At 39.1% G+C, this 12,282-nt stretch carries 13 protein-coding genes and 3 tRNA genes; 4 read left to right on the top strand and 12 right to left on the bottom strand.

Going from position 1 to position 12,282, the window contains the following annotated elements; translation table 11 throughout:
- Window positions 1-256: 256 nt before the first annotated feature.
- Complete coding sequence (locus tag IO90_RS00910) at window positions 257-574, bottom strand: hypothetical protein (protein WP_034962998.1); 318 nt, start codon at window positions 572-574, stop codon at window positions 257-259.
- A 171-nt stretch (window positions 575-745) separates the two neighbouring features.
- Window positions 746-1,600 carry a GLPGLI family protein gene (locus tag IO90_RS00905; protein ID WP_034962997.1) on the bottom strand — a complete coding sequence of 285 codons (855 nt, stop codon included), beginning with the start codon at window positions 1,598-1,600 and terminating at the stop codon, window positions 746-748.
- A gap of 162 nt (window positions 1,601-1,762) precedes the next feature.
- Here IO90_RS00905 and IO90_RS00900 point away from each other — a divergent pair, with 162 nt between their 5' ends.
- The gene (locus IO90_RS00900) at window positions 1,763-2,848 is read left to right on the top strand and encodes a glycoside hydrolase family protein (protein WP_076768747.1); all 1,086 of its coding nucleotides are present in this window, start codon (window positions 1,763-1,765) and stop codon (window positions 2,846-2,848) included.
- Between the two features lie 206 nt (window positions 2,849-3,054).
- Here IO90_RS00900 and IO90_RS00895 read toward each other — a convergent pair whose 3' ends face one another.
- From IO90_RS00895 to IO90_RS00875, 5 genes are all read right to left on the bottom strand, one after another.
- Complete coding sequence (locus IO90_RS00895; protein ID WP_034962995.1) at window positions 3,055-3,942, bottom strand: DMT family transporter; 888 nt, start codon at window positions 3,940-3,942, stop codon at window positions 3,055-3,057.
- The gene (gene aat, locus IO90_RS00890; RefSeq protein ID WP_034962993.1) at window positions 3,939-4,586 is read right to left on the bottom strand and encodes a leucyl/phenylalanyl-tRNA--protein transferase; all 648 of its coding nucleotides are present in this window, start codon (window positions 4,584-4,586) and stop codon (window positions 3,939-3,941) included. Before aat ends, IO90_RS00895 begins: the two co-directional genes overlap by 4 nt.
- Before the next feature lie 104 nt (window positions 4,587-4,690).
- On the bottom strand, window positions 4,691-6,055 hold the full coding sequence (gene hutF, locus IO90_RS00885) for a formimidoylglutamate deiminase (RefSeq protein ID WP_034962991.1): 1,365 nt from the start codon (window positions 6,053-6,055) through the stop codon (window positions 4,691-4,693).
- Between the two features lie 313 nt (window positions 6,056-6,368).
- Window positions 6,369-7,172, bottom strand: coding sequence for an N-formylglutamate amidohydrolase (locus IO90_RS00880; RefSeq protein ID WP_051878148.1), 804 nt, complete (start codon window positions 7,170-7,172; stop codon window positions 6,369-6,371).
- Window positions 7,173-7,259: 87 nt separating this feature from the next.
- Window positions 7,260-7,640 carry a DUF3127 domain-containing protein gene (locus IO90_RS00875; RefSeq protein ID WP_034962989.1) on the bottom strand — a complete coding sequence of 127 codons (381 nt, stop codon included), beginning with the start codon at window positions 7,638-7,640 and terminating at the stop codon, window positions 7,260-7,262.
- 168 nt (window positions 7,641-7,808) lie between these two features.
- Here IO90_RS00875 and IO90_RS00870 point away from each other — a divergent pair.
- From IO90_RS00870 to IO90_RS00860, 3 genes are all read left to right on the top strand, one after another.
- Window positions 7,809-7,890, top strand: a tRNA-Leu gene (locus tag IO90_RS00870).
- 40 nt (window positions 7,891-7,930) lie between these two features.
- Window positions 7,931-8,006, top strand: a tRNA-Gly gene (locus IO90_RS00865).
- A gap of 5 nt (window positions 8,007-8,011) precedes the next feature.
- Window positions 8,012-8,095: transfer RNA gene (locus tag IO90_RS00860), tRNA-Leu, on the top strand.
- 130 nt (window positions 8,096-8,225) lie between these two features.
- Here the strand turns inward: IO90_RS00860 and IO90_RS00855 are convergent.
- From IO90_RS00855 to IO90_RS00835, 5 genes are all read right to left on the bottom strand, one after another.
- Window positions 8,226-9,080 (bottom strand): neutral zinc metallopeptidase, encoded by an 855-nt coding sequence (locus IO90_RS00855; protein WP_034962987.1) that lies wholly within the window; start codon window positions 9,078-9,080, stop codon window positions 8,226-8,228.
- A 189-nt stretch (window positions 9,081-9,269) separates the two neighbouring features.
- Window positions 9,270-9,755 (bottom strand): 6,7-dimethyl-8-ribityllumazine synthase, encoded by a 486-nt coding sequence (gene ribH / locus IO90_RS00850; RefSeq protein ID WP_034962985.1) that lies wholly within the window; start codon window positions 9,753-9,755, stop codon window positions 9,270-9,272.
- Between the two features lie 12 nt (window positions 9,756-9,767).
- Entirely contained in the window at window positions 9,768-10,472 is a 705-nt protein-coding gene (locus IO90_RS00845) for a tetratricopeptide repeat protein (RefSeq protein WP_034962983.1), read from the bottom strand.
- A gap of 78 nt (window positions 10,473-10,550) precedes the next feature.
- On the bottom strand, window positions 10,551-11,087 hold the full coding sequence (locus IO90_RS00840) for an adenine phosphoribosyltransferase (RefSeq protein ID WP_034962982.1): 537 nt from the start codon (window positions 11,085-11,087) through the stop codon (window positions 10,551-10,553).
- Window positions 11,088-11,095: 8 nt separating this feature from the next.
- Window positions 11,096-12,259 carry an NTF2-like N-terminal transpeptidase domain-containing protein gene (locus tag IO90_RS00835; protein ID WP_034962980.1) on the bottom strand — a complete coding sequence of 388 codons (1,164 nt, stop codon included), beginning with the start codon at window positions 12,257-12,259 and terminating at the stop codon, window positions 11,096-11,098.
- Window positions 12,260-12,282: the final 23 nt, after the last annotated feature.

The following is a 12,282-nucleotide window of genomic DNA, read 5'->3' as shown; positions in this document are numbered from 1 at the left end:
TTTTGGGACAACAGTTTGTAAAAACCTATCTAGAAAAAAGTAAAGCAATGATGCTATAAATATTCCATATGCGAAAACATATCCCCATCCTTCGTAGCCAGGATAGAGGATAAAATAAATGCCGATCAATATACCAATTGCTGAGGTTGAATTACCAACGGTTAATTTGTATTTACTTTTAGTTTCCATTTATGATCATTAAAGTGACATAATATCGGCTTTCATCATCCGAGAATACGAATGTGTATCCAAGATTTCAATAGTCTTTTTTAAATGTTTCATTATATGCTTTTACGTGATTTGGAAATTCCTCTTCAAAAAGTGGATAAGAAACTCCTACCAACGTGATTTCAAAATTATCACTATCCATACCGCTTATTTGATTTCCTAATCCTTTAATTTCAATTCCATTCGCATTTAAAACTTTTAAGTTCTTAATTGTTTGGGTCGCTACTAATTTGTCTTCAGGATAGTCATCTGTTAATTCAATGCTATTCCCCAAACAATAGTTTTTGAAATAATCATAACCTGAAATAATATTATTTAAGTGAATTTGTCCAAAGACAGTTCCCATCGGTGGTCTGCTTTTTCAAATTCAGTAGTTCCGATTAATTTATCGTCAAGAAATATTTTGTACTGTTTTGTCGCCATTGTTTTTACCTCTCACTATTAATAACCAAATATATCCACAATTATCAATCCACCCAAAAACCATTTTTCATATAAAAAAAGTCTTTGTGATATTCTATTTATACAACTCCACCTCTATAAAATTATTAACCTTCTTAAAGTTTTCTTTTGCACCTTGTTCTTTTCTTTTGATCAAATCTTGCTTTGATAATGCATTTCCGTTCGCATCAGAAAATATCGTGTCCGACATTTCTGAGGAACTGTGTATGAGTTTTATATTCCTAGCCGGGTCTTTTTTATACTCATTCCAAAGTTGGTTGAATTTTTCATTGGTCAGAAAAGTTTCTTTCGTTTTAGAATCAATAATCAAAGGTTGATAGTCAATTTTTTGACTTCCAACCAAATTGAAAACATGGTCACCTTTATCATCTTCAATATTCAAAATCAAACCGGGAAGACCACAGAATTTGTAAGGCCCATCTTGGATTTGGATGTAGCTGGCGAACCAAGCAGTCCAATTTCTTCCGCCAAAAGTGGTGGTGGCTTTTTGAACTTTAAAACCTTCGATGCTTTTTGTATCGGGCAAGATTGTCCAATTTATTTTCTTGTTTTCTTTTAAGGCGACATTGGTCGCAAAGATGGAAGTGTGATAGATTGTTTCAAAATCGGGATAGCGTTTGGAAACGCGGAAATTGACTTTCGCCATTTTGACTTTCCTCATATCAATAGTCATAGATCTCGACACTTTTGATTTCTCAAATTCTGCCTTGAAGAGAGAATCTCTGGTGATCAATAGAGCGCTATAAAAGTTGGAACCATCTTTTGTGATATCCAGATTCATTATTTCTTTTTCAACAGAATTTTTGTTTAGAGAGTCTATTTTGAAAGTATATTCGTAGGTAAATCTTTGATTTTGAGCGAGAATTATAGAAAATGCAAAAAGTGAAATTAGAAGAATTAGGTTTCTCATTATAATCAAATGGTTTAATGTCTGTAGTAAAGAGTTTTCGGTTGAGTTAATAATTCAAATATAATGATTATCCAATATCCATAGGGTCTTCTTAAAATTCCACCCCAAACCGCAGGACACTCCCTGCAAGCATTTCCATTAATTTAGCTGAAAATCAAATCAATGAAGCCACCAAAACACATCACCCGCAAAGACTTTTTACAGACCTCAGCATTAGGCATTGTTGCCGTGGTTTTTGGGACATCCTTCACCAAGGCATTTGATTTTTCTGAAAATCCTTACTTCAATCTGAAATCCATTGGACGACAATTTTCCCTCGAAGGATATTATATTTGGTGCAGTTCCCCGATTTGGGGCGACGATGGCAAAGTCCACCTTTTCTACTCCCGATGGAAGAAGGAAAAAGGAATGGGCGGTTGGCTCAACGGTTCCGAGATCTGCCGGGCAGAAGCCAATTCACCTTTCGAAAAATTTGAGCATAAGCAAGTCATTCTTGCACCGCGAGGTGGCGACTTTTGGGATGCGACCACTTGCCACAATCCATTGATCACAAAGGTGGACGACCAATATTTACTTTTCTTTATGGGAAACTCCAACGGGAAAACCAACACCAAAAGAATCGGATTGGCAACTTGCAAAACCCTAGATGGCGATTGGACAAGACCAGAACAACCTTTGATTCTACCCGGAAAAGAAGGCGCGTGGGACGACCATTGCACCACCAATCCCGCTTTCGTGAAAGGCAACGACGGCCAATATTGGCTGTTCTACAAATCCTGGAACACCGCCGAATATGTCTACCAAAAAGGAAGCGTCCGAGGCAATCGAAAATACGGTTTGGCAAAAGCCGATTCGCCGCTAGGACCTTACACCAAAGTCTCCGAAAATCCGGTCATCGACTTCTCAAATATGCCCAACAATGCCCAATTGGAAGACGCTTTCATCTGGAAGCAGAGCGAAAAATTCCATATGGTGGCACGCGATATGGGTTTCTACAACCACGAGTACGGCCTGCATCTCACCACCAAAGACGGCATCCAATGGACAAAACCAAAAATCGCCTATCTCGATATGAAATCATATATCCAGGAACCCGAGCCAGCAAAGCACCTGAAACGATTCGGAAGGCTGGAGCGCCCGATGCTACTGATGAGCAAAGACGGCAAAAAACCGCAGTTCCTTTTCGGTGCCACGCAGGGTGGCGCGTTCGAGACTTCTACCACGTTTGTCTTCGAGATCAAAAATTAGGAGCCGGGAACCTGCTTTCCGTTGCAATTCCTCGCACCAAAGCTTTGTCCATCGCTTGCTGTGGGATTTCCACTGCACTCAGGGCTATGGGATTTGTTATCCAATCAACATTTCCCAAAAAAACATCAGCATCATCTTCCAAATCAATTAGCCTATAACAAATTTGATTTTAAAGCCATCAGCCATCCGCCATTAGCCAAAAACCATTAGCCATTCGCAACCTTAGACTTGCTCCTCAAAAATATCAATCCTGCCAAAATTACCAACGCACCAACAGATTGCATCGTCGTCAATTTCTCACCGTCCAAAATTCCCCACATAATAGCCACAATCGGCATCAGCAAAGTTACTGTAGATGCGAATAGTGGAGTAGAGATACTCAATAATTTGTAATTCATCATCATCGCCAATCCAGTTCCGAAAATCGACAACATCGCTACGAATCCTAAACCCACAAAATTATCTTTCGTAAAACTAAAATGCGAGAAAAATCCTGAGAAAACCAACGACACCAAAGATGGCAGAAATAATACAAATGAAAAAATATAAGCCGACATCAAGATAGCCGGAACGTCGTGCAATTTGGATTTCACAGTTGTTGTACTGATGGCGTACAGCAAGGTTGCGAGGAGCAAAAGCAAGATCGGGTAGATTTTGATCTCACCACTTTCTCCACTTCCCAAGGCCAAAATACAAGCACCAGTAAAACTGATCATAACACCAAGCAATTGTCTTTTTGAAGTCGAGAATTTCCAAACCAAAGACCCAACGATAATCACAAATATCGGCATCATTGAATTGATGATTCCTGCAATGCTACTGCTAATCTCCATTTCCGCCATTGGAAACAAAAACATCGGGACAAAACTCCCCGAAAGTCCGGCAATAATTAACCATTTCAAATGTCGCTTCGGAAATAGTTTTATTTTGTAAATAGCAAACGGCATCAGCATGATTCCCGAAATCAAAACACGCAAAGCGCCCAATTCATAAGGACTGAAGTGTTCCAAAGATTTTTTGATCAATATAAATGATGAACCCCAAATCACGGATAATGCGATGAGGAGAATCCATTTTTGTTTTTCTGCGGTCACGAGATTTGCTGTTTTAATAAGTTGAGATAATCACTTTTCGAAATCATTTTCGCACCCAGACTTTCCAAATGTTCGGAATGTATTTGGCAATCGATGAGTTCCCATTCATTTTGATATTTGGTTGTGAAATGAATAAATCCAGCTTTTGATGCGTTGGAAACTTTGGAAAACATACTTTCGCCGCAGAAAACTTTTCCAACTTGAATGCCGTAAAATCCACCAACCAATTCTCCATTCTGCCAAACCTCAAAACTTTTAGCTTTCCCTAATTGATGAAGTTTCACAAACGACTCTATCAGTCCTTCATTGATCCAGGTTCCGTCTTGGCCTTTTCGTTCCGCCATTTTGCAATTCCTCATCACATCTTCAAAACATTGGTTTTCCGAGAATTGAAAAACGTCGTCTCGCAAGATTTTCTTCATCGATTTTGAGATTTTGATTTCATTCGGGAACAATACAAATCTCGGGTCGGGACACCACCAAAGGATTTCTTCGCCTTCGTTGTACCAAGGAAAAAGTCCCAACTGATAGGCAAACCAAAGTCTTTCCGGCTTCAAATCGCCACCAATGGCCATTAGCCCGCCATCTGGATCGTAAAGTTCCGGGTCAGGAAAAGAAATATCTTCTGGGTCTAAGCGAAACATTTTTTAGGAATATATTTTAATTTTGTTTATCGCAAATTTGGCTGATTAAGCAGACTTTTTAAAAATTTCATCTGCTAAATCAGCCAAATCTGCGAGAGCTTAATTTATCGGATTTTAATTTCATTAATGGATGTTACAAAACCTTGTCTAACATCTTCATAATGCTCGTGTTTCCCATTTCTCACCACCCATTTTCCGGCAACAACAGTTCCAAGCAAATGCGATGAATCAGAAGAATAAACAATAGTATTACAAAGATTTTTAAGAGAAGAAGTCGCAATCAAAGGCGCTTTTGCATCAATCACAACCGCATCAAAACTTTGTCCGACCTTGAAGAAGTTCTCATTCTCAAAAGCCATCGACTTCCGTCCGGATTTCCAAGCCGTCTTCAAAGCATTAAATCCGCTGTCACCAAGATTTGGCTGGAAAAAAGTGTCGCGTCTGTGCGTGTAGATTCGCTGTCCGTAATCCAGAAGTAGCAAATCTTCCAAAGGATTCACACAAATCTGACTGTCCGTTCCAATCGACCAATTCCCACCAAAATTTTGATAATCTTTAAATCTAAATCTTCCATCCCCCAAATTCCCTTCTGTTGACGGGCAAAGAACGATGTTCGCACCAGATTTCGCAATGCCTTCAACCTCATTATCTTCGAGGTGTGTACAGTGAATCAAATTAAAATTCTCATTCACCTCACAATTTTCCAAAAGCCATTCTGCAGGTCTTTTTCCGTAAAAATCCACAGAATCTTTGATTTCCTTCAACTGTTCCGCGATGTGAATATGAAACGGATAATCTTTCGCAAACAAAGAAGACTCAATCAAATCCTCTTTCTGAACCGCTCTCAAAGAATGCGACCCAACCGCCAAATTTGCTTTGTCATAAAACTTTATCGACTGTTTCGAAGCTTCCAGTAATTGATAATAATCCTCAATATTTTTAGAGATAAAACGCTTTTGCAAATCGTAAGGTTCCGTCCCAAAATTCCCCTTCTGATAAAACATCGGAATCAGAGTAATTCTGATTCCAACTCTTTTCGCAGCAACAACCAATCTTTCTCCCATTTCGGAGAGATTTTGATAAGCTTTTCCATCTTTATCGTGATGCACATAATGAAACTCTGCCACCGATGTGTAGCCGTTTCGCAACATTTCTGCGTACAACATTGCCGCAACATCTTCCATTTGCTCGGGCGATAGCGACAACGCAATTCGGTACATTGCATCGCGCCAGCTCCAGAAATCATCCGGAACTTCCGAGCCTTCAAAATATTCCGCCAAACCGCACATCGCATACTGAAAAGCGTGCGAATGCGCATTCTGAAATCCCGGCAAAACATAGCCGTCAACATATTCGCCTTCGGGTGTTTCCACGGTTTTCAGTTCAGAGATATTTCCGGCGTCGTCCAGCTTTACAAAAGCATTTTCCATCCATCCGTTTTCGGTCAGTAATCCTTTGAATGTGTACATTTTCTAGTTGATGGTTTTTGGTTCATAGTTGATAGTTACCAACATTTTTTTTTAATTTTTTGGGCAGCTTTTCCGCCTTCCGCTCCCAAACCTAACGAAGTGGTTCGACGAAGTCAATCTTTTTGCCAAAGCTTTACCAGCCGCAAAAAAGGATTTCCGCTCAAGTCGGGCTGCAGATTCATCATAAATTCAAATTTTGCGATAAAAACATTATTTTGTCATTCCGTAGGAATCTAAACAATCTAGATTTACTTTGTCTAACCACTTCGCTAGGTTTCCTACGGAATGACAAACTCTGTGACAATTAGAGAAACTAAATAAATTTCATTTGTTCTATAAGATTTACCAAAGTCTCTTTCAAAACCACTTGAATTCTCTCCGCATTAGTTTCATCATAACACATTTCCGAAGCATCCATATAATTGGTCTTGCACATTTCCAGTTGCAAAGCGTGAATTTTTTCCGCCGGTTTTCCAAAACTTCTCGTGATGTAACCACCTTTGAAAGGATGATTATGCGAGAATTCATAACCTTTATTTTGCAGAGAATCAATCGCTGCTTCGATTAATTCTGGACTTGCAGTTGTTTCATCATTATCACCTAGAATCAAATCTGGAAAATCCTCAGAACGAATTCCGGGAACAGATTTCCTAATCGAATGCGCATCAAACAACAACACTTTCCCAAACTCAGCGTTTATTTCATTTAAAAGTTCGTTCAATTTCTCATGATAAGGTTTGTGAAACAATTCAACGCGTCTGGCAACTTCTTCAGAATCCGGAATGTAATCATCTCTATAAATATGATTTCCATTAAAATCCGTAACCGTAACAACATCCGTAATCACTCGTCCATCATTATAAAGCGGTTGATTTTTCGGATTTCTATTAAGGTCGACAACCCATCTGCTGTAATTTGCTGTAATGATTGTAATTCCCAAATCAACTGCAAAACTATAAAGCTTATCGATGAACCAATCTGTGTCGTCCAATTTATCAGACAATTCAGGATTCATTTTAGATTTAATATCATCCGGAATGAAAGTACCAGCGTGAGGAACGCTAATGATAATGGGAACTTTTGAAGTTTTAGGTTCGATGATTTTAAAGATTTCCATAGATTTTTTTGAAGTTGAAATATAAAAATAATCCCTGCATCTTTTATCAAAAATGCAGGGATTTATTATAGATTGATTCTAAAAATCTTAGAATGGCAAATCGTCATCTTCGTCCTCTGCGAAAACGTTCTTGTTATCAGCAGCCGGTTGACCTTGGTTTGGAGTCGCCTGAGTTGGCTCGTTGAAATCTGAGGAAGCATCTTTTTCCATTCTCCATCCTACGATAGAGTTGAAATACTTCACTTCACCTTGTGGACTCGTCCATTCTCTACCTCTGATATTGATATGAACTTTCACTTTGTCACCAACTTTATGAGTGTTCAGCAAGTCCACTTTATCTTGAGTAAATTCAATATTAATGGGTTGTGGATATTGTTCTTCAGTCAAAAGAACTAGTTCTTTTTTTTGAAATCCGCTTGCAAATGTTTGTAAATCAGAAATCTTCTTAATTGTTCCTGTTAATTCCATATCTTCAAAATGTTTTAAGAGTGTAAAGGTAGTAAAAAGTATCGATGTTAGTGGAAATCGACCACTCAAAAAACTTTAAAAAAAGATTGAAATAATTTTGGAGGTAATATTAAAAGGTTCTATATTTGCACTCACCAAAACGAAAGAAAAGAAGTTCTTAAAAATTATGCGGATGTGATGTAATTGGTAGCCATGCCAGACTTAGGATCTGGTGCTTCACCGCGTGGGGGTTCGAGTCCCTTCATCCGCACAATGCTAAAAATTTCTAAGCAATTAGGAATTTTTTTTATGCGAAAATAGCTCAGCTGGTAGAGCACGACCTTGCCAAGGTCGGGGTCGCGGGTTCGAGTCCCGTTTTTCGCTCCACCTCTGCCCTGGTGGTGGAACTGGTAGACACGCAGGACTTAAAATCCTGTGTCCGTAAGGACGTACGGGTTCAAGTCCCGTCTGGGGTACAAAACGACTGTTGATCTTAGGATTTGCAGTCGTTTTTGTTTTCAGCCTAAATTTTTGGATAACGAGATAAAAAATAACAGACAATTATTTGTCTGTTATTTTTTTTAAATATTAATAATTCTTTAAATCTTACTTCAAAAGCGCATTAAAAGTATCGCCTTGTCTGATGTCGCCAGAATTGTAACCTTTCATAAACCATTCTTCCCTTTGTGCAGAAGAACCGTGCGTAAAGCTTTCTTGGTTCACGTAGCCTTGCGCTCTTTTCTGGATATTATCATCTCCAACTGCCGCTGCGGCGCTCATCGCTTGTTGGATGTCGCCAGGTTCTAATATTTTCTCGCGGTTGTCGGTTTGTTTTGCCCACAATCCAGCGTAGAAATCGGCCTGAAGTTCATTGGCAACAGAAACTTTGTTCATTTCTGCTTCAGAATATTTTCCACTTCTTCTGAGTTGATCTACTTTTTGCAAAGTTCCTAAGAGATTTTGGATGTGATGTCCATATTCGTGGCCAAGAACATAAACTATGGTAAACTCTCCAACCTTCGCTCCAAATTTCTGCTGGAGTTCATTGAAGAAGCTCAAATCCATATAAATGGTTTGATCTGCCGGACAATAGAAAGGTCCCATTTCTGACTGGGCCGCGCCACAACCAGATTGTGTTCCATTTTCAAAAAGAACAACTTTTGCGGGCTTGAATTGAATGCCGTTTTCCTGAAAGATTTTAGCCCAGGTTTCTTCATTTAGAGCGGTTGTCATATTTACAAATTCTCCAATAGTATGTTCTTCCTTGGAAAGCTGTCTTTGTTCGGATTGTTGTGGTGCAGATGCGCTGTTGTTCAAAATGGCTGAAGGATCTCCTCCCAAAAAGAAAACAATTGCCGCGATGATGATTGTGCCTAGTCCTCCGCCAACGAGCATTCCGCCACCTCCACCTGAGCCACGTCTGTCATCGAAGTTGCCACTTCTGTCGTTTGTCCATTTCATCTTGTAATATTTTGTGTTTTAAAATTAATACTTTCTTTTTGATATTTAAGTAAATTTTTTTTGGATCTTCTTTTAAAAATAGCCCTGATCGTAGAGGAAATCCCACAGCAAGCGATGGGAAAGGCTTGGTGCGAGGAATTGCAACGGAGAGCAGGTTCCCGGCTCCTAAAAATTGTCCAATCAGAAATTCTAATTTGAATTCTTGTTGAAGTCTATCATTTTCAATGCTGTAACCGCGGCTTCTACGCCTTTGTTGCCCAAGTTTCCGCCACTTCTTGCGATGGACTGCTCCTTGTTGTCGTCTGTCAAAACGCAGAAGATTGCTGGTGTTTCTGTGAGAATATTACAATCTTTGATGCCTTGTGTAACGCCGGAACATACGAATTCGAAATGTGGCGTTTCCCCGCGTATCACGTTTCCAATGGCAATCACTGCTGCGAATTTGTTGGACTTGCAAAGTTTCATCGTCGCAAAGCTCAATTCGAAAGCGCCGGGAACGTAGTAGATGTGGATGTTTTCTTCTTTGATGCCCTCTGCTTTCAAGGTTTCCACTGCACCGTTTCGGAGGTTGTAGGTGATAAAGTCGTTCCACTCAGAAACAACAATGCCGATTGAATATTCATCGGCATTGGATATGTTGAGTGGCTTGTAATCTGAAAGATTTACCGTTGCCATATTTTTTATATTTTAATAATATTTTGTCATTTCGATGAATGCATCAGATTGACCGTTGTCGTAATCTTGATACTTCTCGTCTATCGTAGAGAAATATTTTTTAGCATCTGCATTTTTCTTAAGCGCCAAAGCCAACATCCCAGCTTTCTTTGTGAAATAATAAGATGTGTAAGCGTCATCTGATGCTGAAGCCGCTTTGGAAGCCATTGCTAAAGCGTCGTCACTTTTGTTGAGGTTGGAAAGACAGTCTGCCATTGCACCATATTTAAGAGCGACCAAAACTTTGTTTCCAGAACTGAATTTGTCTAACAAATCGTAAGCTTTCTGATAGTTTCCTTTTTTGAACTCGATCAATCCAGCATTGTAAGCGGCCAATTTTCCAGCCTTTGTGTTATCATACTGATCGTAAGTTCCAAGGAATCCTGGGTTTGCAACCGATTTTCCACCTAATGCCAAATCGTCTTTCCCTTCGGCAAGATTTTTCTGAGCAGAAAGATAGCTTTTCGTTGCTTCTTCATTTTTAGGACCAACGATGAACTGCTGATAACCGAACCAAGCCAAAACGGCCACGATCAAGATACCGAAACCGATAGTCAATGTCTTAGCATTTTTTTCCAGAAAAGATTCTATGTTAAGTGCTTCTTTATCAAGGTCTCTAAAGAATTCTACAGTTTCTTTTCCTTCTTGTTCGTTTTTTTTGTTATGTAGATCTGCCATAATTTTTTAGTAAATGAAGTGCAAATTTAACGTTTTAGTTTTGATTTGCAAAAATTCTTTTTTTGATTGAAAATTTCTTTAATAATTAAGGATAGAATAAACTTCTGCTCCGAATTTTGATAATCTTTCTACACCATTCAAATCCTTCAAGTCGATCAAAAAACTGAATTGGGTTGGAATTGAACCTTGTTTTGAAACTAACTTCGCGGCTGCTTCCGTAGTGCCACCAGTTGCCAGGAGATCATCGTGGATCAAAACGCGTTGTCCTTCTTTGAGATGTCCGGTTTTCATTTCGATTTCTGCCGAGCCATATTCCAAATCGTATTTTTCTCCGATGAAAGGTGGTGGTAATTTGCCTGCTTTTCTAATTAAAACAAAAGGGACGTCCAAAGCTACAGCAATAGCAATCCCGAAAAGATAGCCTCGGCTTTCTATGCCACAGACTACATCTACTTTTCCACGGCTAAAATCTGCAAGGTCCGCAATCACTTCTTCATAAAGTTTTGGTTGAAGAAAAATTGGACAAATATCTTTAAACTGAATTCCCGGAATCGGAAAGTCTGGAATGTTGTCGATTGTTTCTTCTAATTTTTTTACTAATTCTGCAGATGCCATTATTTTTTTTAGTTGTTGATTTTATAAGTAGTAATTTTCCAGCTATTGTTCACAGATTTCAATCCATAAGTCACGTTGAGGGCAGTAACTTTTCCGTTTTTGTCTGTCACATCGTAGGTCACATTTACATTTGCGGAATTGTCTTTATTATATGGAACTGATATATTTTTTACATTAATGTTTTTCACAGATCCGAAACCAGAGTTAGGATTTGAGAATTTGTCGTAAGATCCCCAATTTGGATTTTCCGAAGCGTCAAATGCCGCTTTGAAATTCTGAGTGGAAAGATTGTTAAGAAATTTTGTTACCGTAGCTTTTGGATCCGAAGTTGGTTTTGCCGGCGCTGGTGGAACCACTGGTGTTTCTCCTGTTTGTGGATCAATGATTGGCGGAGGCGCTTGGATCGAATCTGAAACTACCGGAGCTGGAGGCGTATAAAGCGCTTGTCCATTGACAGGAATTCCCATTTTGATCATCTGCAAAAGTTTTTTGGTCGTTTTTACAGATAGTTTGATGTCGATTTTGTTTTCGAATATTTTTTCTCTTGGAAGCGATGAATATTTAATAGTAAAACCGCGGAATGCTGGATCTTGCATCAGGTTTTTGGAAGTGGAGATTTTCGTTCCGCCACTTGAGATTTCCATAATGGTTTCCAATGCAGCACCTTCGAACTCAACTTTTTTTCCGTTGTTGTCCATCAATTGAGGGATGACAATTAGTCCTTTTGAGCCTGTCAAGCTATCGCCGGCAATGTTTCTCACCACGACGTTTAGTCCTGCGGCGTCAATATCGTTCGGATCTTTTTCTGAGGCGGCAACATCACCGAAGATGTTCATTTCTCCTAAACTTGGGGGCGCAGTGCTACTCCAGGCGATTCCGTTTTTCTTTGCTACTTCATCAGCTAAAGCCAAGATTTCTGGTGTTTTTTTACCATCTAACAATTTTCCCAAAGCAGTGATCTCTGCAATGTCGCCATCAGCTTCTACGCCAAAAGTTTTAAGGATATAAAGTGCTTCGTTGAATTTGACTTGTTGCAAAGTCGGCAAACTGGAAGCCATATCGTTGATACTTTCCTGAAAACTCATTCTGTTGCTTCCATCTACTTTGGATTTTTTGCAACTGATGGTGAACATCAATAAACTTATTAATAGACAGTATTTTATAAATTTCATTTTGTGTGATTTATTTTTAAAAA

This window comes from Chryseobacterium sp. FH1, assembly GCF_000735135.1.
Taxonomy (GTDB): Bacteria; Bacteroidota; Bacteroidia; order Flavobacteriales; family Weeksellaceae; genus Epilithonimonas.
This window is presented reverse-complemented; position numbering and strand designations above follow the sequence as displayed.